Raw genomic sequence first — 22,366 nt, 5'->3', positions numbered from 1 at the left:
GGGCTCTGCGGCGGGCGCGTGGGGTCACGGTGGGGGTGGGGGGAACTGTCGTCGTCATACGGTGCCTTCTTACGCCCGTCGCACGCGTGTACAGGCCTTGTGGGGAGGGCTTGATAACGATGTCAAAGAACGCGGGCGATGTTTCCGATCAAGGACCGGGGTGTCAAGAGGGCGGCGACGATCCGCCGGGACACGCCCCGGGCCCCGAGGTGACGGCGGTCACCCCGGGGCCCGGTTGTGGCGTTCAGTACTGAGCGGGTCAGTACTGCTCGGTCTCGATGAAGCCGGCGTCCGCGTCGTCGGTGGCGGCGAAGGTGTCCGCGGCGGTCGTCGGGTCGAATCCGGGCGGGCTGTCCCGAAGGGCGAGACCCATGCCGGCGAGCTTGGCCTTGATCTCGTCGATCGACTTCGCACCGAAGTTGCGGATGTCGAGCAGGTCGGCCTCGGAACGGGCCACGAGCTCACCCACGGAGTGGATGCCCTCGCGCTTGAGGCAGTTGTACGACCGGACGGTGAGGTCGAGGTCCTCGATCGGCAGCACCAGATCGGCGGCGAGCGCGGCGTCCGTCGGGGACGGACCCATGTCGATGCCCTCGGCGTCGACGTTCAGCTCGCGGGCGAGACCGAACAGCTCCACCAGCGTCTTGCCGGCGGACGCCATGGCGTCACGGGGACGCATGGCCTGCTTGGTCTCGACGTCGACGATCAGCTTGTCGAAGTCGGTGCGCTGCTCGACACGCGTGGCCTCGACCTTGTACGTGACCTTGAGAACCGGCGAGTAGATCGAGTCGACCGGGATGCGCCCGATCTCCTGACCGACCTGCTTGTTCTGCACGGCGGAGACGTAGCCGCGACCGCGCTCGACGGTCAGCTCCATCTCCAGCTTGCCCTTGCCGTTGAGCGTGGCGAGGACGAGGTCGGGGTTGTGCACCTCGACACCGGCCGGGGGCGCGATGTCGGCGGCGGTGACCAGACCCGGGCCCTGCTTGCGCAGGTACATCACGACCGGCTCGTCGTGCTCCGAGGAGACGACGAGCTGCTTGATGTTGAGGATGAGGTCGGTGACGTCTTCCTTGACGCCCGGCACCGTGGTGAACTCGTGCAGGACACCGTCGATGCGGATGGACGTGACCGCCGCGCCGGGGATCGAGGAGAGGAGCGTACGGCGCAGAGAGTTGCCGAGGGTGTAGCCGAAGCCCGGCTCCAGCGGCTCGATCACGAACCGGGAGCGGAATTCGTCGACGACCTCTTCGGTCAACGAGGGACGCTGAGCGATCAGCATAAAGTGTTTGCCTCCAGTAATCGGCGCCCGCTATTTGGCGCCTTGAACACTGCGAAGCGTAACGGGCGAATGAGTGCCGCAAGTGCAGCCCCGCCCCGCGACGCCCCGCATGGGTTCATGTTAAGTGGTCGAAGTCACGCTCACGCGCACGTCCGTAGTGGCTCCGTCACGGCCTGCTCGGCGTTTCGGGGCCGGGGGGAGTGCCCTGCTAAGCGTGCGGTCCCACCGTCACCGTCCCCACCGTCAACTCGGCGTGCCCTTCGGTGATTCCGCCGATCCGCAGCGCCTGTCGCTCCAGCTCCTCGAGCTGTCCGGCCGTCAGCCTGCCCAGCGGTTCGACCGTGATCGCGACGCGCTTGCCGGAGCGGCGCTGGTGCCACACGCCGGCCACCGCCCCGTCCACGAGAAGCAGCGGGTAATTTCCTGCCTGGCCGTCTGCCAGCGCACGCTCGGAGGCTTTCCCCGGGAACAACAGTTCGCGAGGTTGGGAGGCGATCCCGAAGGCGTCGAAGTAGGGGAGCAGCCGCACCCCGCGGGCCGCGTCCCCCGGTTCGGGGAACTCTGTGTCGCCTGCCGTCACCCACGCCGGTCCGACGCCCTCGAAGCGCACTTCCTCGAGGACCGCGCTCCGGGCCAGCTCCGCGAACAGGTCGTTCGCCCAACCCCGGGGCGCGGCAAGCCACTTGGCGAAGTGCTGCGGGGTGGCAGGCCCGTAGGCGTACAGATAGCGGCGGACGAGTGCGGTGAGCGCGGCGTGCTCCTCCATCGGCGCCGCACCAGGGTTGGTGTACGTCACCTGCCGTCCCCGGTTCGGCCCGAAGGCGAGCACCCCGCGGTGGGCCGCCGTGTGCGTCGCCTGGCGCCAGCGCGGCCACATGCCCTGGAACGCGGGCATCACGAGGTCGCCGGCCCAGCTCCCGGTCCGCGCCACGACCGCCTCCGTCAGCTCGTCGGCGGTCAGCTGCGCGCCGGTCAGCGCCTCGCCGACAGCCGCCACGACGGCGTCCGTCTGTTCCGCCGTGAGCCTGATGCCCGCGCCCTGCTGACCGACGCGGCCGGGAACGGCGGAGAGCGCGCCGGTCCACATCGGCACGTCCCCGGCGGCCAGCAGATGCACGGTGCCGCGCGGACCGTACGTCTTGACCAGCGACCGCTCCTGCCACAGCGCGGTACGTACGTCGGTGCGCGTCGCCCCCTCGATGCGCAGCCCGAGCGAGAGCTCGGCCGCTGACAGGACCTGGGCGTGCGCGCCCAGCATGGTGGCGGCGAGGTCCGGGACCGCGGTGGGTGAGGCGGGGACGGGGGTGGCCAGGCCCTGGCGCCCGATACGGCGGGCGTTGGCCCCGGACCAGGTCACCGTGCGTGTCGTCGTCGGCATGCTTCGACGCTAGCGCCGGGCTAGGTCAGGGCCTGTCCTACTTGGCCGTCCTGCTCTAGGTGCCGTCCTGCTCGACATGCCGTCCTGGCGTGCCGGTCGGGTCAGGCGACCGCGAGTTCAAGCTCGGCGAGCCGCTCCGGTTCGGCGATCACGTCGACGGCGGTGATCAGCCCGCTGTCGGCCTCGACGGTGAAGGCGAGCACCAGGCGAAGGCGCCCGAGCGGGGCCATGGCCAGACCGAGGATCCCGTCCAGCAGCGCCGGGCCGGTGAACTGGGCGCGTCCGGCGGCCGCCATCGCGCCCCGGGCGACGGTGTGCGCGCCGAGGACGACGACCGGCTCCGGGGTCGGGGTCACGGCCGGATCCGCGGTCAGGACCACATCCGGGTGGAGCAGGGCGACCAGCGCCTCGAAGTCGCCGGTGCGGGTCGCCGCGAGGAACGCCTCCACGGCCCGGCGCTGGCGGGAGGAGTCGGGGGCGGCCGGGGTGGTGCCCCGGACCCGGCGCCGGGCCCGGCTCGCGAGCTGGCGGGCGGAGGCGGGGCTGCGCTCGAGGATCGTGGCGATCTCGTCGAAGGGGACCGCGAAGAGGTCGTGCAGGACGAAGGCGAGCCGTTCGTCGGGCGTGAGGGTGTCGAGCACGACGAGCAGGGCGATGCCCACCGCGTCGGCTGCCTCCATCTCCTGTTCGGGGTTGGGGCGGCCGTCCGGGCGGCCGGTGCCGAAGGTGGTCTCCAGCGCCTCCTCGCGGCGCGTGGCGCGGGAGCGCAGGGCGTTGAGGCAGGTCCGGGTGGTGATGGTGGTGAGCCAGCCGCCGAGGTTCTCCACATCGCCCGTCTCGGCGGCCGATGCCCGCAGCCAGGTCTCCTGCACCGCGTCCTCGGCCTCCGCGAGGGAGCCGAGCATGCGGTAGGCGACCGCGCGCAGGTGGGGGCGGTGGGCCTCGAAATCCCCGGCCCGAAGACTCTTCTCAAGATTCTTTTCGTTCATCCGTCACATCCCCCTTCGCGGCGTGTCAGAGCGGCAGAACCGAAGCTCGCACAGCACGAGAACGCCACGAGCACACCACGAGAACCAGTAACTGAGGGGTACATCATGTCTGTTGACACCACGATCCTCGTCACCGGTGGCACCGGCACGCTCGGCCGCCACGTGCTCCCGCTGCTCCGGCAGGCGGCGCCCGGCCGTCGGGTGCGGGTGCTCAGCCGCGGCGAGCGGCCGGACGCCGACGGGATCACGTACGTCACCGGCGACCTGATGACCGGCGAACACGTCGCGGCCGCGATGGCCGGGGTGGACACGGTGCTGCACCTGGCGGGCGGCGCCAAGGGCGACGACGTCGTGGCGACGCACCTGGTCGAGGCGGCCCGCGAGGCAGGTGTGCGGCACATCGTGCACATCTCGGTGATCGGCGCGGACCGGATGCCGATGGCGTGGTTCGCGACGCAGCGCGCGGCGGAGGAAGTGATCACCGGCTCCGGGATCCCGTGGACGCTGCTGCGGGCCGCCCAGTTCCACGACCTGGTGCACACGATGGTCTCCAAGATGGCCAAGCTGCCCCTCGTCCCGGCGCCCGGGATGCGCCTGGAGCCGGTCGACGCCCGCGACGTCGCCCAGCGCCTGGTCGAGCTGACCCTGGGAGCACCGGCCGGTCTGGTGGCGGAGCTGGCCGGCCCGACGGTCTACACGATGGACGACGTGGTCCGCCGCTACCTGGGCGCCACCGGACGCCGCCGCCCGGTCCTCGGGATGCGGATGCCCGGCAAGGTTGGCCGCGCCTACCGCGACGGCGTGAACCTCGCGCAGTCGGCGCAGGCGGTCCACGGCGACCGTACGTGGGAGGCGTTCCTGGCGGAGCGGGCCGCGTGACGGCACCGCCGCGCCGACGGCGTCCCCGCCCGAAAGGTTCAGCGCCCGTCCCGAGCACCCTGGGCGGGGTCCAGATGGCGGATGTCTCCGAGGGTGACGACCTGACGGTTATGGAAGTAGTCGTCTTCGCGAAGGGTGGTGATGCTGCCGGCGGGCGCCCGGAAGCTGACGTGGTCGGCCGACTGGATCGGCATCTTGATCCAGGCCGCGACGACGAACGTCAGGGAGCCGCCGTGGGTCACGATGATCTGGTGTTCGCAGGGGTCCCGCAGGATCTCGTCCATGGCTTCGTAGATGCGCCGGGCCCACTCCGCCTTGGTCTCGGCGCCTGCCACGCCCTCGTCGTGGTCCATTCGTTCCCCGACGGCCGGCGGCGGGACGAAGCGCCGGTCCAGCCACTCCTGCGGCCTTCCGCCCGCCTCGCCGTAGGACTTCTCCCGCAGCCGACGGTCCAGGACCGGCCGCACGCCGAACAGCTCGGCCACCTCCTCGGCCGTCCGTACGGTGCGCCGCAGGTCCGAGGAGATCAACCGCACCGGCGCTCCGTCCGGGACCCGGGACCGCAACGCCCGGGCGACGGCCGCCGCCGCACGGACACCGGCGGGCGTCAGCCGCGAGTCGTGCCATCCGCCGACGACCCCCTCGACATGGTGCGTGGCCTCGGGGTGAGTGACGACGTGAAGCGTGCGCATGGGCGCGTGTCCTCCTGGTAGGTGGCGGGTTCGCGGTACGGGTCGCAGCCGATTGTGCGCCCCTGAATGCGCTCCGCGTATCGGCCGAATGGAACCCACGGACGAGTGGGGCTGTACGAATCCCGTGTACGAACCGGACAGATCGGATAAGCCTCCGTTCGTTCGATCTTTCCACCCACGAAGCAGAGGACTGCCTCATGCGTTTGCGTACAGCTGTCACCGCCACCGTTCTTGCCGCGTTCGCCGTTCTCGGTGGTGCGGGCTTCGCCGCCGCCGACAACGACGGTTTCAGTGACGGCGACACCGCCGTCGTCAACCACGACACCAACGTCGTTCAGTTCGGCGACATGGAACTGGACTGACCGGAACAGCAGGCATTGAACCCTTTGGTGCCGCGCCGACGCCTGGTGCGTGGCGCGGCACCATCGGGGGTTCGGCCCGGGGCGGCTATGCGCCGGCCCCGTATGTCCCGTAGGCAGGAAGCCCGGTCGACTCGTATACGTGGACGGCCAGTCCGCCGGGGGTTGTCTCGTTGCTCAGGAGCCGCAGGCCCGCCGGGGCGCCACCGTCGGGGAAGAGGCGGCGGCCCTCGCCCACGACGACCGGGGCGATGACCAGGCGCAGTTCGTCGATCAGGCCGGCGGCCAGCAGGGACTGGGCCAGCCGGCCGCTGCCGTGGATCTGCAGCTCACGGCCGGACTGCCGCTTCACTTCGGCGACCCGGGCGGGGATGTCACCGGACAGGATCGTGGCCGGGTTCCATTCGGCTCGGTCCAGGCTGTGCGAGGCGACGTACTTCGGCAGCCCGTTCATGATGTGCGCCAAGGGATGTTCGGTCATCTTCGGCCAGTCCCGCGCGAAGCTCAGGTAGGTACGGCGGCCGAACAGCAACCCGTCCGCCCCTTCGAGCCAGGTGCCGGCCCGCCGCTCGAACTCCTCGTCCATGTGCGGCACGAACCAGCCGCCCTTGGTGAACCCGTCGCTGGTGTCCTCGTCCGGGGACCCCGGGCCCTGGTAGACGCCGTCCAGCGACAGGAACTCCTGCAGTACCAGTCTCATCGCACACCGTTCTCTCCGGGGGCAGCGGCCTGACCCTCACTCTTCCCAGACGCCCGGCCGCGCGGAAACTCATCGGTCGGGCCGTGGTTGACCTTCACCCTGGGGGAGCCCGCAGCATCGGTGGGGCCGGGCGACGTGCCCGGGCAAGGAGGAACGGGCATGGGGTTGCTGACCATCGGCATGTTCGCGAGAGCGTCACGGTTGTCACCGAAGGCGCTGCGTCTCTACGACGAACTCGGTCTGCTGCCCCCCGCTCGCGTCGACCCGGTGACCGGCTACCGCCTGTACGCACCGGACCAACTGGACCAGGCCCGACTGATCGCCTGGCTCCGACGACTGGGGATGCCTCTCACCCGCATCGAGCGGGTCTGCGCGTTGGAGGCGGGCCCGGCGGCCCAGGAGATCCGTGCGTTCTGGGCGCAGGCCGAAGCCGAAACCGTCGTCCGGCGCGATCTGGCCGCTTTCCTCATCGACCACCTGTCCAGGAAGGACCCCGCCATGTCTCCGACCGTGAAGTCCCTCGGAATCCGTCACGCCGTGCTCTCCGATGCCGGGCGCGTCCGTGAGAGCAATCAGGACATGGCTTACGCAGGCTCCCGGCTGCTTGCCGTCGCCGACGGATTCGGCGGTCGGGGAGGTTCCGTCAGCGCGGCCGCCGTCGACGCGCTCAAGCGCCTCGAAGCCGACGGCATCCAGGCGGGCGATCTCCTCAACGTGCTCGAAGACGCGATCGCTCAGGCGGAACAGGCCGTACACGGCTTTGCCGGGAGGAAGACGGAGACGGGGGCGGTGACGGAAACCGCGACCGGATCCACTGACCGAGAGGCCGGGACCACCCTCACCGCCATGCTCTGGACCGGATCACAGCTCGCCCTCGTGCACATCGGCGACACTCGCGGCTACCTCCTGCGCGACGGAGAGCTGTTCCAGATCACCCACGACCACACCATGGTCCAGTCGATGATCGACGAAGGGCGCCTCAGCCCGGAGGAAGCGGTCTCCCACCCCCAGCGGTCACTGCTGATACGTGCTCTGGGGCAGGGCGCCGACGGCACTCCCGACCTGCGTCTCCACGATGCCCTGGAAGGAGACCGGTACCTGCTGTGCTCCGACGGCCTGTCGAGTTTCGTCCGGGCCGAGGAGATACGCCGGGTGCTGTCCGATGCCGCGGAGCCCGGGCGAGCGGTCCGTGAACTGGTCGCCTTGGCCAATGATTCCGGCGGTGACGACAACGTCAGTTGCGTGGTCGCCGATGTGGTGACGTTGCCGTAGCCGCAGGGGAGGCGGCGGAACTCAGCGGCGTTCGGCTTCGCGTGACCCGAAGGCGCTGAGTGCCGCTCCCAGGAGCACCATGGCCACCGGGACGGCCAGCGCGGTGCGGTAGGCGTCCAGTGCCGCGGCCGGTGAGCCGTCGGTGCCGGACGCCGTGATTCCGTACACCGCCGTCACCGCCGAGATGCCGACCGCCGCGCCGAACTGGGTGAACGTGTACAGGAGCCCGCCGGCCAGGCCCTGTTCGTCCATGTCCACGCTGTCCGTCGCGGCGATGGTGAGCGGGCCGTAGGCGAGGGCGAAGGCGATGCCCGCGATGATCAGGCTCGGGAACATCGCCGCGTACGACCAGTCCAGGCCGACCGGCAGGAAGAGCCCGTAGGCGGCGATCGCCAGCAGGAAACCGCCCAGGATCACCCGGCCGGTGCCGTAGCGGCGCACCAGTCGCGGGGTGAGGGCGGGCGCCAGCACGGCGTCGCAGCCCATGGCGATCAGCGCGATCGCGGCCTGGAGGGAGGACCAGCCGCGCAGTTCCTGCAAGTAGAGCGTGACGATGAACTGGAAGCCGAAGAACGCGCCAAGGAACAGCAGAGCACAGACGTCGGCCCGCACCATCGCGGCCTTGCGGAAGATCCCCAGCCGGACGAGCGGCACCTCGGCGCGTCGCTCGATCAGGAGGAACACGGCCACCAGTGCCGCTCCGGCGGCGAGTGCGCCGAGCGTCAGGCCGAGTCCCTCGCCGCCGTGCTCGAGCCGGACGATGCCGTAGGCGAACAGCAGCATGGCGGCTGCCGCGGCCGCCGCGCCCGGCAGGTCGTAGCCGCGCCGGGCGGACCCGGGGCGGACCTCGGGCGGGAGCAGCCTGAGTGCCGCGAGCAGGATGGCGGCGGCCAGGAACACGGGCGCGAAGAACACCCAGCGCCAGCCGAGTTCGGTCAGCAGCCCGCCGATGACGAGGCCCAGGGAGAACCCGGCGGCGCCGACACCGGCGAAGACCAGCAGGGCCTTGTCGCGCCGGGGTCCCGCGGGGTACGAGGTCGTGATGATCGACATGGCGGCGGGGGTCATGAACGCCGCCGCCACGCCGGTGACGAACCGAGCCGCGACCAGCATCCAGCCGCTGGTCGCGAAGCCGCCCAGCGTGGAGAAGACCAGGAAGACACCCAGCCAGGTGAGGAACATCCGCCGCCTGCCCAGCAGATCAGCGGCGCGTCCGCCGAGCAGGGTGAAACCGGCGTAGCCGAGGACGTAGCCACTCATCACCCACGCCGCGGTGCCGGTGGTCAGGCCGAGGTCGGCGCGGATGGTGGGGACGGCCACGGCCAGCATGGCGACATCGCTGCCCTCCAGGAAGATCGTGCCGCACAGGACGAGCAGCACGGCCCAGCCCCGGCCGCCCCTGGACCCCGCGGAGACGGTCAACACCGCGCCGTTCCGCGCCCGTTGCTTCGACATGGCCGCGACCGTACCGAGCGGCGAGCCATGGCCGCCACGCCTTAAAGCCACCATCGAGCGCGTCTGCCTCGCACCGGGCTCGTCATCGGGCGCCGGGTGACGAGGGCCCGCGCCGCGCCGCTAGGGCGTCCCGTCCGCCAGGACGACGCACGCGGTCAGGTGCCAGGTCTCCTTCTCCTTGCCGGAAAGTTCCACGTCCACCTCCCGCCCGGTGGGCCCGCCGTCCAGCGGGACTCGGAGCCAGGTGAACTCACGCCCGTCCAGCCGTTCGCTGCGGGCCTTCTCGGTTCCGTCCACGCGGACGATCAGTGTCCGGTTGAACGTGTTGGGGTCGCCGGTGAGGAGGTGGGCGGTGCAGCGGCCGGCGGGCAGCTTGAGCCGGAGCACGGCGGGTGCGCTGTCCCGTACGTAGTCACGGCGTACGACGTCGAAGAGGCCGGTGTCGGTCGCGTCGGGCGTGTTGTCGACCCAGCCGAAGTCCGCGCCGTCGTGCCAGGTGCTGTCGGGGGCGAGGCGGGTGTAGTCCTTCAGGACCGGCGCCGTCGCCGGGCCCGCGTCCAGCGCGTGCACGCAGCGGGCGGCCGGCGGGACGACGACCGTGTCGGCCATGCTGCGCAGCGAGGAGTCGAGGACCTGCACCGCACCTGACCTCGGCCGTGCGTGCAGTGTGGTGAGTGCGGGGGCGAGGGGCGGGACGACGGTCAGCTTCACCGTCTCGTCCTCGCGCGAGGCCACGTAGCACGTCGCCGGCTCCGCGGCCCAGCCCTCCGGCACGTCGAGGGAGACGTCCGTGCGCAGTCCGGAGCCGGTCGCGTTGACCACCTGGACCGGCAGTTCGTTGCGCTCGCCGCCCAGCAGGGCGGTGTCGGCCGGGGCGACGACGGCCTGGAGCCAGCCGCGGTGCTCGTCACGGATCCGGCTCAGCTCGAACCAGTACGCCACCAGGGTGTCCCGCCACCGTGCCGCCTGCGTCAGCTGCTCGCCCAACTGCCGGTCCACGTCGGTGAGTCGGCGGCGGTCGACGCGGCGGCGGAGCCCGTTCCAGGCCTCGCGCATCTCCCCGACCTTCGCGGCGCCGGAGAAGTGTGTGTCGTAGATGTGCTGGATCACGGTCTTCCCGCTGTCCAGGCGGTGGGTGTACGGGACGTGGTGCAGGAAGAGGAGGAGTTCCTCGGGGCAGTTCTCCAGGGACTCGTAGGCGTCGCGGACGGCCGGGGCGTACAGCTCGGTGTAGCCGTCACCGGTGGCGGCGGTGCGGTCGTAGCCGATGCCGTCGCGGTCCGACTTGTGGAACTGGGTGGTCGTGGTCGGGCTGGGGTCGAAGTGCCCGGTGACCGAGCCGTCCGGCGGATGCGTGATGTAGCCCGTGCCCAGGGGCGCGGTGTAGTCCTCGTACGTGTGCCAGGAGCCGAGCAGCAGGGTGGTCACGGTGGTGACGACGTGCTGGTCGTTGCCGAAGGTCAGCCGGGTCCACTCGTCGGCGAGTTCGGCCGCCGACAGCCGTGGGTTCCAGGCGAGTCGTCCGTAGCCGTGGGTGTTGGCGGCGGCGAGGTGGGAGCCCGTCCAGTTCCTGGAGTCGCCGAAGTTCATGACGCCGGCGAAACCGTAGTGCGTGTAGGAGTGCACCTCGCCCGTGACGACGGCGGCCACCGTGCTGCCCGGACCGGCCTTGAGCGTGTCGAAGTCCAGGACCTCCTTCCACTGCGGGACGAGGTAGCAGACGTGGGTGGAGTGGCCCGTGTACTCCTGGGTCACCTGGAGTTCGATCATCGAGTTGGTGTGGGGGAGGGAGCCGAAGAGGGGATGGGCGGGTTCACGGACCTGGAAGTCGATGGGCCCGTTCTTGATCTGCAGCACCACGTTGTCGGCGAACTTGCCGTCCAGCGGTGTGAAGTCGAGGTAGCCCTGCCGGTCCCATTTCGCGTCGGTGTCGTGCACGAACGCCCGCCACATGACGATGCCGCCGTGCGGTCTCAGCGCGTCCGCGAGGAGGTTGGCGCCGTCGGCGTGGGTGCGGCCGTAGTCCAGCGGCCCCGGCCGGCCCTCGGAGTTGGCCTTCACCAGGAAGCCGCCGAAGTCCTCGATCCGGTGGTAGATCTCGTCGGCCTTCTTCGACCACCAGCTCCGCACCCCCGGGTCGAACGGGTCGGCGGTGGCGAGGCCGTCCAGATCGATGGGCGCGGCGAAGTTCGCGGTGACGTACAGGGTGACGCCGTAGCGGCGCAGTACGCCCGCCAGGGCGGCCAGTTTGGTGAGGAACGGCTCGGCGAGGTAGGTCGCGGGCGTGTTGACGTTGTTGATCACGGCGCCGTTGATGCCGAGGGAGGCCAGGGCGCGCGCGTAGTCCGTGTACCGCTCGTCGAGCTTCGGCAGCTCCGCCCAGTCGAAGAAGGAGAGGCCCGCGTAGCCGCGCTCGATCGATCCGTCGATGTTGTCCCAGTGGTCGGCGACGCGCAGCGGGGCGGCCGGCGACTCCGTGAGGTCGATGTGTTCCAGCGGCCGGCAGGTCTGGACGAGTCGCAGCAGGTGGAAAGCGCCGTAGAGGACACCGCGGTCGCCGTGGGCCGCCACGACCACGTGTGAGCTGCCGTTCTTCGTGACCCGGCGGACGACGTACCCCTCCTCGCCGAGGTCGGCGAGGTCGGCCGCGGGGACCAGCGACCTGATGAGAGGGGAGCTGTCCCGTGTGCCGACCACCAGCGCCGGACCCGAGGGAGCGGCGGCGCGGGGTGTCACCTTGGTGCCGAGCAGTGCGGACAGCCCCCGGGCCAGCTCGTCGGCGGCCGACTTCTGGAGGGGGCCGCCGCCCTGCCGGACGAGGTTGCTCAAGGCGGCCCGGTAGCGCTTGAGCTGTCCGGGGTCCTCCACCTTGCGGTAACGGAGCCACAGTTCGTAGCCGTCCTCGGCGGGCGGCGCACCGCCCGCAGGGGCTTCAGTACCAGGAGCCGGCGCGGCCGATGCCGGTACGGCCAGGGCGAGTGATCCGGCGGCGCTGCCGAGCGTGGCCGCGGTCAGGAGGGAGCGGCGGCGTATTCCTGAGCTCATGTCTCTCACTTCCGTCGATGACTTCCGTGGATGAACGAACGGTGCCTGCGCGCCCTGGCGTCGGGGTCTACGTGCGGGTCCGGGTGAGGATCGCGCACAGGTCTGCCAGGGGGATCTTGGGTTGGCGATCGGGGGTGAGCAGGCCGTTGGTCTCCTGCTCGGTGTCGGTGAACTGCGTGTAGCAGAAGCCCGCGAGGCCCGAGTTCACCGCCGCCCCGACCAGGGAGGCGAGCCGGTCGGCGAAGTCCTGCTGCGTGGCCACGGTGTCGTAGCCGAACCACTCGGCGTCCTCGGCCGGTTCGAACGTGGCTCCGCCGAACTCGCTGAGGACGACGGGCTGCCCGCGGTGGCGGACACCGTCCAGCGTCAGGCGCTTGGCGCCGGGCCACTGCTCGGCGATCTCGCCCTGGCGCAAGGAGGCGTGGCCGTAGCGCTCCTCGAGGACCTCCGCGCGCTGGGTGTAGTCGTGGACGCCCCAGATGTCGGCGGCGGAGATCTCCCAGCCATCGTTGGAGACGGCGGGACGGGACGGGTCCAGGGCCTTCGTCAGATGGAACAGGGCGTCCATGAAATGGCGTTGGGCGGGCACGAGCGCCGGGTTCGGCACCGACCAGGACTCGTTGACCGGCACCCAGGCGACGATCGAGGGATGGCTGCGGTCCCGCGCGATCGCCTCGGTCCATTCGGCGACGACCCGCTCGACGGTCGCGGTGCCGAAGACGTACGCCGACGGCATCTCCTCCCACAGCAGCAGGCCGAGCCGGTCGGCCCAGTAGAGGAAGCGCGGGTCCTCGATCTTCTGGTGGATGCGCAGTCCGTTGAGGCCGATCTCCTTGGCCAGTTCGGCCTCGCGGCGCAGCTCGTCGGCGGAGGCGGACAGATGGGAGGCGGGCCAGTAGCCCTGCTGCAGTGCCATGCGCAGGAAGTACGGCTTGTGGTTGAGCAGGAAGACACCGTCGTCCCAGCCGATGTCACGCAGCCCGAGGTAGGAGCCGACGCGGTCGACGGCGGTGTCGTCCTCCGCGCCGCTCAGGACCACCGTCGCGTCGACGAGACGGGGGTGCTCCGGGCTCCACAGCAGGTCGTCGAGGTCCTGCCCGTGCCGCAGAGCGGGGACCGCGACGTCGAACGCCGTCTCCTGCCCGTCGGTCAGCACCCGCTGTTCGGCGAGCACCCGCTCGCCCTGTGTCAGACGGACCGTCAGGGCGAGAGGGCGCTGGGGCCACCGGCCGAGGCGCACGTCGCAGCGCACGCGGGCCTGGGCGACATCGGGGGTCCAGTGCAGGGACGCGATGTGCTCGTCCGGAACCTCCTCGAGCCAGACCGGCTGCCAGATGCCCGAGGTGCGGTGGTACCAGATGACGTGGGGGTCCCGGCGCCAGTCCTGTTTGCCGCGCGGCTGCGTGGCGTCGAGCGGCTGGTCCTCGGCGCGGACCACCAGGACCTGCTCCCCGTCCCGGTCGACGGCGTCGGTGAGGTCGCAGGTGAAGCCGGTGTGGCCGCCCTCGTGCCGGCCCACGAAACGGCCGCCCAGCCAGACCTCGGCCCGGTAGTCGACCGCCCCGAAGTGCAGCAGCAGGCGTTTGCCGGCCGCCGGGCGCGGCACGTCGATCGTGCGCCGGTACCAGAGCACTGGGTGGAAGTCCGTGTCCTGTATGCCGGAAGCCTCGGACTCGGGCGGATAGGGGACGGTGACAGTGCCGGTGAAGGGCGCGGTCACGTCAGGATCCATCCAGCGGCCGGTCCGGCCGTCGTCCGCGTCGTCGTGGGCGAACTGCCATGTGCCGCTCAGGTCGTGCCAGCCGGGGTCACGGACGAGCTGCGGGCGCGGGTGACCGGCGGCTTCCAGATGAGTGCGGGGCATGCGATGAACTCCGTGATGTCGTACGGGATCTCGGGGGAAGGCGGCGCTGTGCCGGTTCAGCGTTCCTCGGTGCGCGCGGGGGAGCGGAGGTCCACAACGGTGGCGGCGAACGCCAGCGGCCCGGGCAGCAGCGGCACCAGCAGCGGCATCGACCAGGCGAGGACCGCCGCGAGGAGCACGGCGCCGGCCAGCAGGACGGTGGAGCGCGGCTCAGCGGCCGAGCGGACCAGCGCCTCGCGCAGGGACAGACGGTGCGCGCCGTCGAGCGCGGTGGAGCGCAGCGCCACGGTCGTCATGCCCAGGGCGAGCAGGACGAGCGCGGGTGCCATGACGGGCGCGCCGGGCAGCGCGCTGTCCAGCAGCGCCATATCGGTCAGCAGCACCAGGACCAGCAGCGGGGGCAGCAACCCGCCGGCGAGGCTGCGCGCGGAGAGGTGCGCCCGCAGATGGCGTACGTACGTGGCGGTGGTGACCGGCGCGCCGGTGCGGGCGCTCGCTCCGAGCGTGGCGGACGCGGCGGAGAACGCGGCGGGCAGTGTCAGGACCGGGAGGCAGGCGAGGCTCGTGAGCAGGCCGACGAGCAGCATGTCGGCGAAGAGGGAGAACCCCGAGCCGAAGACCTCTCCGGGCTCGCGGCGTTCGCGCGGCGGTGCGGGCGTGTGGGTCGTCATGGTCGCTCAGCCCTTCAGTCCGGAGGTGGCCATGCCCTGCACCAGGTAGCGCTGGAAGACGAAGAAGAAGAGCACGATCGGCAGCACGGAGATCACCGACATGGCGAACATGGGCCCGTACGCGGAGGTGCTGGACTGGTCGACGAAGCTGCGCAGGGCGAGCGTGATGGTGAACTTCTCCGGCGCGAACAGATAGATCATCTGCGTGAAGAAGTCGTTCCACGTCCAGATGAACGTGAAGATCGCGGTGGTGATCAGCGCGGGCCGGCTCAGCGGCAGGGTGATGGACCAGTAGGTGCGGAAGGCGCCGCAGCCGTCGATGCGGGCGGACTCCTCCAGTTCGCGGGGCAGGCCGCGCATGAACTGGACGATGAGGAAGACGAAGAACGCCTCGGTGGCCAGGAACTTCGGCAGGATCAGCGGCCAGTAGGTGTCCACCAGGCCGAGCCGGTTGAAGATGATGTACTGCGGGATCAGGACGACGTGGTGCGGCAGCATCAGCGTCGCCACCATGAACGCGAACATGCCCTTGCGCATCCGGAAGCGGAGCCGGGCGAAGGCGTAGGCGGCCAGCGAGCAGGACAGGACGTTGCCGATGACCGCGCCGATCGCGATGGTCAGGGTGTTGCCGAGCAGGCGGGTGACCGAGATGCCGGAGACGCCGTCCAGGGCGGTCGTGTAGTTGGACCACTCCAGGTGGCTGGGCCACAGGTCGAGGCTGGTCACCACCTCGTCGGCCGGCTTGAGGGACGTGGCGAGCAGCCAGGCCAGGGGGTAGAGCAGGAGGAGCAGGGCCACGGCCGCGATCGTGTGCGGCAGCCAGCGTTTGGTGGCGAGGTTCATCGCCCCTCCTCGTCCGCGTAGAAGACCCAGGACCGGGACGTCCTGAAGAGAATCAGGGTGATGACGCCGACCGCGATCAGCAGCATCCAGGCCATCGCCGCCGCGTAGCCCATGTGCGAGGCGGTGAATCCGCGCTCGTAGAGGTAGAGCGTGTAGAAGAGCGTCGAGTCGGCGGGGCCGCCGTCGCCGCCGCTGATGGCGAAGGCCGGGGTGAACACCTGGAAGGACTGGATCATCTCCAGGACCAGGTTGAAGAAGACGACCGGGGACAGCATGGGCACGGTGATGGAGACGAACTGCCGCCAGCGGCCCGCGCCGTCCAGGGCCGCCGCCTCGTAGAGGTCGGGCGAGATCTGCTGCAACCCCGCCAGGAAGATGACCATCGGGGCGCCGAACTGCCAGACCGTCAGCAGCACGACCGCGTACACGGCCAGGTCCGGGTTGCCGATCCAGCCGCCGGTGTGGATGCCGACCGCGTCCAGGACGTGGGTGACGGAGCCGCCGTCGTTGAACAGGGCCCGCCACACCAGCGCGATCGTCATGCTCGCGCCGAGCAGCGAGGGCGCGTAGAAGGCGGAGCGGTAGAAGGCGCGGCCGCGGCCGAGGCTGCGCAGGAGCATGGCCACGCCGAGCGCGAAGGCCAGCTTCAGCGGTACGGCGATCACCACGTACAGCAGGGTGGTGCCGACCGACCGCCAGTAGCGGGGGTCCTCGGTGAGCATCTCCGTGTAGTTGCGCAGGCCCACCCAGTGCGGCGGGTCGAACAGGTTGTAGTCCGTGAACGACAGGTACAGCGACACCGCCATCGGGATCAGCGTCAGGACGAGCGCGCCGATCATCCAGGGGGAGAGGAACACGTAGGCGGGCCACTGCCGTTCACGCCGTGGGCGGCGCCCGGACGCGGGGCGCGGCGGGGTGGTGTCGTCGGCGCGCGGCGGCGCGCCGGTCGTGACTGTGCTCATGACCGCAGCTCCCGGTTGGCCTCGTCGATGAGTTCGCGTGCCGCCTGACGCGGTGTGGCCTGCTCGAACATCACGCGCTGGTACGCACGCCCGAAGGCGATCTGGACGGGGATGTCACCTTTCGGCGGGGCGGTGGGAGGCGCGTCCAGGCCGTACTTCTCCAGCTTCTGGGCGTAGTCGTAGATCTCCCGCTCCGCGCCCTCCAGAGTGGCGGCGACCCGGGCGGCGATCTTCCGGTTGGGAGGCGTGGAGCGGGTGAAGCTGAGGATGTCGCCGGCCCGCGGGTCGTTGAGGAGGAAGTCGACCAGAGCGACGGCTTCCTTCGGGTGCGCGGTGTGTGCTCCTACGCCGAGCAGCATCGAGGGCTTGAAGTAGGCGCCCTGACGTCCGCCGGTGGTCGGGACCGGCGCGTAGTGCACGTCGTCACCGAGCAGCGCCGGGTAGCCGGGGAAGGGGGCGTCCCAGGTGAAGTCGGCGGCGGCCAGGCCGCGGCCCATCGGGCTGGTCTCGGTGGACTTGGCCTGCGTCGAGTCCCGGGCCGCCGCGACGGAGCCGTCCTTACGGAGCCGGTCGCAGAAGGTCCAGAACTCCGTCAGGTCGTCCTCGGTGAAGCCCAGCCGCGTCTGGCTCGCGTAGAGCCGTCCGCCGCGGCCGCGCAGCCAGTCCTCGAAGACGTCCTCGTTGCCGCCGCCGTCGTTGCAGCCCGTGAGCGGGCGTCCGTCGGGGGACTTGAGCCCCAGCGCGGCGATCTTCCTGTTCGCCTCGGCCCAGTCCTGCCACGTCCAGCTCGGCTGGGGTGTGGGGATACCCGCCTTCTTGTAGATCGCCGCGTCGTAGGCGTAACCGGTGATGCCGCGCCCCATCGGCACGGCGTACTGCTCGCCCTCATAACTCCCGGTGCGCAGGAAGGACTTGTCCATCTCCGACGTCCGGATCTGCTGCTTCTCGATGATGTCGCCCAGGGACAGCAGCGCGCCGCCTCCCGCGTACTGGGAGACCTGCCGGTAGTCGAGCTGCGCGACGTCGGGGATGCCGCCGCCCGCCGCCTGCGTGGCCAGCTTCTGCTTGTACGCGCCGAACTCCGCGTTGGACGTGCGGACGGTGACGCCGGGGTGTTCCTTCTCAAAGAGCCGTACCGCCTTCTCGGTGCGGGCGGCACGGTCGTCGTTGCCCCACCAGGCGAACGTGAGCGAGACGCCGCCGCCTTTGCCGCTCGCGGTGGAACAGCCGGAGAGACCGGCGGTCAGGGCGCTGCTGAGGCCGACGGCGGCCGAGGCCAGGACGGCCCGGCGGGCCGGGAGCCGGCGTTCGCCGCTTCGGGGCTCGGGCATGGGTGCCTTCCAGAGGGAGGGGGAGGGGGCTGTGGGTCAGTTGCCGGTGCTCACCAGGTGAGGTCCCGCAGGTGCGAGGTCACCTGCGCGCGGTCCCAGGCGCCGTCGGCGACGGTCACGCGGTAGCCGCGGCTGAGCGTGGAGCCGGGGGAGAGGACGAGCTCGTCGTGGAACGCCCAGGAAGGGGCGACCGCGGCGAACGGATCACTGCGGACGAACCAGTGCGCGGGGTGCGTCCCCTTCTCGCCCCTGTGGTCGTTGGCCGGGGCGTGCTCGAAGACGAGCGTCGCGTGGCCGTCGCGGCCGTCGTGCTCACCGACGTAGGCCAGCCAGTCGGCCCGCGTGCCCATCAGGTCGCCGTCGTCGGCCTCCGAGGTGAAGGTCCGTCCGTCGCGGAAGGCGCGCGGGCCGCGCCAGAACAGACCGGTGTAACCGGCCGCCGGCCTGCCGTGGGTGGTGGGGCTGCCGAAGCGCAGCGGTTCGGTACGCCGGTTGGTGACGGCCGAGGTCCAGGTCAGCGACCAGCTTCCGGTCCCGGCGTCGACGCGGGCCTCGATCCGGCGTTCCTCCTCGGCCCACAGCTCCCCGTCGTGCGGGTGCCAGGTCAGGCGTTCGGCGATGACGGCGTGCTCGCCCGAGGCGGAGACCTCCTCGAAGGACACATGTGCCATCGAGCCGACCCGGTCGGGCAGGGCGAGATACCCCTCGCCGTGGACGTAGGTGTTTCCGCCCCACAGGTTCTGCCCCGACAGGTGGGAGGCCGTCAGCTGCAGTCCCTTGTGCCAACGGTGGTCGTTGGGGCGGTAGTCGGTGACGAGGGCGCCGGACAGCGTGCGCAGCGGGTGCAGATAGGGCTTGGGCGCCTCCCACGCCGCTTCGGGGCGGTACACGTAGGAGAACAGGTCGGTGCCGGAAGCCTCGTGGGCCACGGTGATGCGGTCGCCGTGGGCGTGGGTCAGCGCGAGTGTCATACGGAGGTCCCTTCCGGGTGCGTGGCGGGGGCCCACTGCGGGGCGCCGCCGTGCAGCTGGGTGTAGTACGGGTCGCCGGGGCCGATGGAGCCCGCGTGGACGGGCGCGTCGGTGAACGCGGACTTGTACAGGGCGGTGATGAACTCGAGGGTCTGCCGGCCGCCCTGCCCGCTGGTGGCGTGGCGTCGCCCGGCCCGGATGTCGGCGACGAGCGCGCGCAGCTGGGCCAGGTGCGAGCTGGGCTCGTCGACACCGAAGTCCCGCCAGGCGGCCGCCGTCTCCTCGGGCACGCCGGGAGCCGGGGTGATCCGCCAGTCCGCGTTGCGGTAGCCGTACAGATGGGTCACTTCGACGGTCGCGTGCTCGCAGTCGATGCGGATCCGGCTGACCTCGTCCGGGCTGAGCACACTGTTGACGACCGTGGCGAGGGCGCCGCTTTCGAACCGGACCTGGGCGGTGGACACGTCCTCGGTCTCCACGTCGTGCACGAGGCGGGCCGCCATGCCGCGCACCTCGCTCCACGGCCCCATCAGGTCGAGCAGCAGATCCGTCTGATGGATGCCGTGGCCCATCGCCGGGCCGCCGCCCTCGGTCGCCCAGCGGCCCCGCCACGGAACGGCGTAGTAGGCGGTGTCCCGGTACCAGGTCGTCTGGCAGTGCGCCACGAGCGGCCGCCCGAAGGCGCCCTCGCGCAGCAGATGCCGCACGTGCCGGGCCCCGGAGCCGAAGCGGTGCTGGAAGACGATGGACGCGTACGGGTCCGAGCCGCCGCCCCGCTCCGCCGCCGCGACGGCGTCGTAGTCGGCCAGCGAGGGGCAGGGCGGCTTCTCGCACCACACCCAGGCTCCGGCCCGCAGCGCGGCCTCGGCCTGTTCACGGTGGACGGCGGGCGGAGTGCACAGCACCACGAGGTCCGGCCGCACTTCGCTGAGCATGGCGGCGAGATCCGTGGTCCGGTAGGCAATCGCGAAGTCGTCGGCGAATCTGCCGACGGAACCGGCGTCCGTGTCGACCGCCGCGACCACCTCCGTTCCCCCTTCCGCCGCCAGCTTGCGCAGCGCCGGCAGATGGCTGGAGCGCGCGATCCCTCCGGTGCCGATCACGGCGGTGCGCAGCGGAAGAGGTGAGCGAAGCGAAGACATGCGGTCCTCTCGGGAGACGGACGGGCGCGCCCGGCGATGCGGCAGCAAGCGCGAAAAGGCCGCAGCAAGCGCTTGCCGTCGATGTGGTTCCAACGTTGTAACCGCCGCGTGTCCACGGGGTCAACCCTTCGTCACGCACCAGTCTTTCTCGGCTGCGCGCCGGCCCGGGGTGCACGGAAGTGCATAATCAGGGGGCAACTTGAACTAGGGGGCCGATCCGTGACAGCCGTGACACTCAAAGACGTGGCGATGCGCGCAGGTGTGTCGATCAAGACGGTTTCCAACGTTGTACGCGATGCGCCCAAGGTGTCGGCGGACACGCGGGAGCGGGTGATGCGCGCGGTCCGCGAGCTCGGCTACCGTCCCAACCCGTCCGCGCGCAGACTGCGTACGGGCCGCAGCGGTCTGATCGCCCTCGCCGTCCCGGACCTGACCACGCCGTACTTCGCGGAGCTCGCCCACCACATCCGCGCGGAGGCCACCGCACTGGGGCTGACCGTCCTCATCGAGGAGACGCTCGGAGACCCGGCGGAGGAACTGCGCCTGGCCACCGGGGTGGGCGCGTCCCTGCTGGACGGGGTGATCCTCTCGCCGCTGCACGTCACCACGACCGAACTCGCGCCGGTCGCCGACGCGTTCCCGCTCGTCCTCCTCGGCGAGCGCAGCTACCAGCGCGATCACGTGGTCGCCGACCACGTCCTCATCGACAATGTCGCGGCGGCGCGTGACGTCACCGGCCACCTGATCGGTCTGGGCCGTACGCGCATCGCGGCCATCGGCGCCGACGTGAAGGCGTCGGCCACCAGCCGTCAGCGTCTCGAGGGGTTCCAACTGGCCCTGCACGAAGCAGGGTTGCCGTTCGATCCGCGGCTCGCCCCCACCATCACGGAGTTCAACCGCGGCAACGGTCTGCTGGCGATGCGGGCCCTGCTGGCCCTGCCCCCCGACATCCGCCCCGACGCTGTCTTCTGCTTCAGCGACCTGCTGGCGGTCGGGGCGCAGCGGGCCGTGCACGAAGCGGCGTTGAGTGTGCCGGGTGACATCGCGCTGGCGGGTATCGACGGGTCCGAGGAGGCCCTGTACAGCACGCCGTCACTGACGACGCTGGTTCCTGACAAGGGGGCCATCGCCTCCCTGGCCGTGAAGTGCCTGGCGGCCCGCATCCGCTCGGCGGAGCCGCTGCCCTTCGAGGTGCATGTGGCCCCGCACTGGCTCGACGTCCGCGAGTCCACGGCGGCGGTCCGACGGCCGCTGACCCTCTGAAAGCGGCCCCGACCGCCGAGTTGATCTCCGATCGGACAAGCCACGTGCGCCGGGCGTGGTGCAGTGCATAGGGTCGCCGGCATGGCACTGCGACCTGTGAACGTGAACTTCAAGGCCCTGGACGACGAGGTGGTCGGCCGGTTCTGGGCCGAAGCGCTCGGCTGGGGTGTTTCCAGCGAGGGACCCGGCGTGACCAACGTCGAACCCGGCGGCGGCTTCGTCTGGCCCGACGCGACGGCCGTCTGCATCGACGTCGTCAAGGTCCCGGAGCCCAAGACGGCGACGAAGAACCGTGTGCACCTCGATCTCGCCACCACCTCGGCGGCGCACCAGGCGGAGTCGGTCGCCCGCCTGAAGGCCCTCGGTGCGACGCCCGTGGACGTGGGCCAGGGCGACGTGCCGTGGACGGTCCTGGCCGACCCGGAGGGCAACGAGTTCTGTGTGCTGGAGCCCCGGGAGATCTACCGGGACACCGGGCCGATCGCCGCGGTCGTCATCGACTGCGTGGATCCGCGGGCCATGGCCCGGTTCTGGGACGGGGCGGTGGACTGGACCCTGCACGAGGTGAGCGACGACCGTGCGGTGCTGCGCTCCGCCAAGGGGGTCGGCCCGTACCTGGAGTTCCTGCGCTCGGGCGCGAAGACCGTGCCGGACCGTGTGCACATCGACCTGCTGCCGTACTCCGGTGACGACAAGGACGCGGAGGTGGACCGGCTGCGGGCCCTCGGCGCCACCGACCTCGACCTCGGTCAGGGCGACGTTCCGTGGACGTGCCTGGCCGACCCGGAGGGGCACGAGTTCTGCGTCCTCGGCCGTTCCTGACGCAGGGTTGCACCACTGCGGCGCCGGGCCACGGGGCCCGGCGCCGCAACAGGTCCGAAGGGGTTCAGGCGGCCGCGAGGGAGTCGTCCTCGGGGCGGGCTCCCGGGAGTCGGTGCCGGGCGGCGATCAGAGCGGCGTCGATGTCGGCGGTGCCGGTCGCTATGCACAGCGTGTAGGCGACGTCATCCATCCGCTGCCGCACCCGCGCACTGCCCTGCGAGGCGTTGAGCGCCTGAAGCGTCTCGTACTGCTGGATGAGGTCGTTGAGGACAGCCGGGTGCGCCATCAGCATGACGTCGACTCCTTCGGGCACGGTGGGCGATTCGAGTCCCCCGTGCCCGGGCATCCCCTGCCCACACCTCCTTGATCGTTCTTTCCTCAGGCCTGGCTAGGACTCCGTTAGGTCTGTCTCGGTCGTGGTGTGGTGTGTGACCTGCTGGGCAGGG

General features: G+C 70.8%; 20 protein-coding genes. 5 read left to right on the top strand and 15 right to left on the bottom strand.

Annotated elements, in window-relative coordinates:
• Nucleotides 1–259 precede the first annotated feature (259 nt).
• The 3 genes from ABD366_RS05280 to ABD366_RS05270 all read right to left on the bottom strand — a co-directional run bounded on the left by ABD366_RS05280 (nucleotide 260) and on the right by ABD366_RS05270 (nucleotide 3,649).
• Nucleotides 260–1,282, bottom strand: coding sequence for a DNA-directed RNA polymerase subunit alpha (locus ABD366_RS05280; RefSeq protein ID WP_344441181.1), 1,023 nt, complete (start codon nucleotides 1,280–1,282; stop codon nucleotides 260–262).
• 208 nt (nucleotides 1,283–1,490) lie between these two features.
• Nucleotides 1,491–2,660 carry a winged helix DNA-binding domain-containing protein gene (locus ABD366_RS05275; RefSeq protein WP_324767551.1) on the bottom strand — a complete coding sequence of 390 codons (1,170 nt, stop codon included), beginning with the start codon at nucleotides 2,658–2,660 and terminating at the stop codon, nucleotides 1,491–1,493.
• A 101-nt stretch (nucleotides 2,661–2,761) separates the two neighbouring features.
• The gene (locus tag ABD366_RS05270) at nucleotides 2,762–3,649 is read right to left on the bottom strand and encodes a sigma-70 family RNA polymerase sigma factor (RefSeq protein ID WP_324767552.1); all 888 of its coding nucleotides are present in this window, start codon (nucleotides 3,647–3,649) and stop codon (nucleotides 2,762–2,764) included.
• Nucleotides 3,650–3,754: 105 nt separating this feature from the next.
• Here ABD366_RS05270 and ABD366_RS05265 point away from each other — a divergent pair, with 105 nt between their 5' ends.
• The gene (locus tag ABD366_RS05265; RefSeq protein ID WP_324767553.1) at nucleotides 3,755–4,528 is read left to right on the top strand and encodes an SDR family oxidoreductase; all 774 of its coding nucleotides are present in this window, start codon (nucleotides 3,755–3,757) and stop codon (nucleotides 4,526–4,528) included.
• Nucleotides 4,529–4,566: 38 nt separating this feature from the next.
• Here ABD366_RS05265 and ABD366_RS05260 read toward each other — a convergent pair whose 3' ends face one another.
• Nucleotides 4,567–5,220 carry a histidine phosphatase family protein gene (locus tag ABD366_RS05260; protein WP_324767555.1) on the bottom strand — a complete coding sequence of 218 codons (654 nt, stop codon included), beginning with the start codon at nucleotides 5,218–5,220 and terminating at the stop codon, nucleotides 4,567–4,569.
• 197 nt (nucleotides 5,221–5,417) lie between these two features.
• On the opposite strand from ABD366_RS05260, the gene ABD366_RS05255 reads away from it, so the two are divergent.
• Complete coding sequence (locus ABD366_RS05255; RefSeq protein WP_324767556.1) at nucleotides 5,418–5,582, top strand: hypothetical protein; 165 nt, start codon at nucleotides 5,418–5,420, stop codon at nucleotides 5,580–5,582.
• An 85-nt stretch (nucleotides 5,583–5,667) separates the two neighbouring features.
• Here the strand turns inward: ABD366_RS05255 and ABD366_RS05250 are convergent, their stop codons facing one another.
• Entirely contained in the window at nucleotides 5,668–6,279 is a 612-nt protein-coding gene (locus tag ABD366_RS05250; protein WP_324767557.1) for a dihydrofolate reductase family protein, read from the bottom strand.
• 159 nt (nucleotides 6,280–6,438) lie between these two features.
• On the opposite strand from ABD366_RS05250, the gene ABD366_RS05245 reads away from it, so the two are divergent.
• Nucleotides 6,439–7,551, top strand: coding sequence for a MerR family transcriptional regulator (locus tag ABD366_RS05245; protein ID WP_324767558.1), 1,113 nt, complete (start codon nucleotides 6,439–6,441; stop codon nucleotides 7,549–7,551).
• A gap of 21 nt (nucleotides 7,552–7,572) precedes the next feature.
• On the opposite strand, the gene ABD366_RS05240 is transcribed toward ABD366_RS05245, so the two are convergent.
• From ABD366_RS05240 to ABD366_RS05200, 9 genes are all read right to left on the bottom strand, one after another.
• Entirely contained in the window at nucleotides 7,573–9,006 is a 1,434-nt protein-coding gene (locus tag ABD366_RS05240; RefSeq protein ID WP_324767559.1) for an MFS transporter, read from the bottom strand.
• Between the two features lie 120 nt (nucleotides 9,007–9,126).
• Nucleotides 9,127–12,051, bottom strand: coding sequence for an alpha-glucuronidase family glycosyl hydrolase (locus ABD366_RS05235; protein WP_324767560.1), 2,925 nt, complete (start codon nucleotides 12,049–12,051; stop codon nucleotides 9,127–9,129).
• A gap of 67 nt (nucleotides 12,052–12,118) precedes the next feature.
• Nucleotides 12,119–13,915: a glycoside hydrolase family 2 protein gene (locus ABD366_RS05230; protein WP_324767562.1), complete on the bottom strand. Its 1,797-nt coding sequence runs from the start codon at nucleotides 13,913–13,915 to the stop codon at nucleotides 12,119–12,121.
• Between the two features lie 56 nt (nucleotides 13,916–13,971).
• Nucleotides 13,972–14,586, bottom strand: coding sequence for a hypothetical protein (locus tag ABD366_RS05225; protein WP_324767563.1), 615 nt, complete (start codon nucleotides 14,584–14,586; stop codon nucleotides 13,972–13,974).
• A 6-nt stretch (nucleotides 14,587–14,592) separates the two neighbouring features.
• Entirely contained in the window at nucleotides 14,593–15,429 is an 837-nt protein-coding gene (locus ABD366_RS05220) for a carbohydrate ABC transporter permease (RefSeq protein ID WP_324767564.1), read from the bottom strand.
• Nucleotides 15,426–16,391 carry a carbohydrate ABC transporter permease gene (locus tag ABD366_RS05215; protein ID WP_324767565.1) on the bottom strand — a complete coding sequence of 322 codons (966 nt, stop codon included), beginning with the start codon at nucleotides 16,389–16,391 and terminating at the stop codon, nucleotides 15,426–15,428. Before ABD366_RS05215 ends, ABD366_RS05220 begins: the two co-directional genes overlap by 4 nt.
• A complete protein-coding gene (locus tag ABD366_RS05210; RefSeq protein ID WP_324767566.1) occupies nucleotides 16,388–17,722 on the bottom strand; it encodes an ABC transporter substrate-binding protein in 1,335 nt (444 codons plus the stop codon). Before ABD366_RS05210 ends, ABD366_RS05215 begins: the two co-directional genes overlap by 4 nt.
• Nucleotides 17,723–17,772: 50 nt before the next feature.
• Nucleotides 17,773–18,693, bottom strand: a complete 921-nt coding sequence (locus tag ABD366_RS05205; protein WP_324767567.1) for a DUF6807 domain-containing protein — start codon at nucleotides 18,691–18,693, stop codon at nucleotides 17,773–17,775.
• Nucleotides 18,690–19,835 carry a Gfo/Idh/MocA family protein gene (locus ABD366_RS05200; RefSeq protein ID WP_324767568.1) on the bottom strand — a complete coding sequence of 382 codons (1,146 nt, stop codon included), beginning with the start codon at nucleotides 19,833–19,835 and terminating at the stop codon, nucleotides 18,690–18,692. The genes ABD366_RS05205 and ABD366_RS05200 overlap by 4 nt, the downstream gene beginning before the upstream one ends.
• Before the next feature lie 219 nt (nucleotides 19,836–20,054).
• Between ABD366_RS05200 and ABD366_RS05195 the strand changes: the two genes are divergently transcribed.
• Together ABD366_RS05195 and ABD366_RS05190 are read left to right on the top strand one after the other, a co-directional pair.
• On the top strand, nucleotides 20,055–21,098 hold the full coding sequence (locus ABD366_RS05195; protein WP_324767569.1) for a LacI family DNA-binding transcriptional regulator: 1,044 nt from the start codon (nucleotides 20,055–20,057) through the stop codon (nucleotides 21,096–21,098).
• Between the two features lie 81 nt (nucleotides 21,099–21,179).
• Nucleotides 21,180–21,920 carry a VOC family protein gene (locus ABD366_RS05190; RefSeq protein ID WP_324767570.1) on the top strand — a complete coding sequence of 247 codons (741 nt, stop codon included), beginning with the start codon at nucleotides 21,180–21,182 and terminating at the stop codon, nucleotides 21,918–21,920.
• A gap of 64 nt (nucleotides 21,921–21,984) precedes the next feature.
• On the opposite strand, the gene ABD366_RS05185 is transcribed toward ABD366_RS05190, so the two are convergent.
• A complete protein-coding gene (locus tag ABD366_RS05185) occupies nucleotides 21,985–22,212 on the bottom strand; it encodes a DUF5133 domain-containing protein (protein WP_324767572.1) in 228 nt (75 codons plus the stop codon).
• Nucleotides 22,213–22,366: the final 154 nt, after the last annotated feature.

It is taken from the genome of Streptomyces kunmingensis (assembly GCF_039533535.1).
GTDB classification, from domain to species: domain Bacteria; phylum Actinomycetota; class Actinomycetes; order Streptomycetales; family Streptomycetaceae; genus Streptomyces; species Streptomyces kunmingensis.
This window is presented reverse-complemented; position numbering and strand designations above follow the sequence as displayed.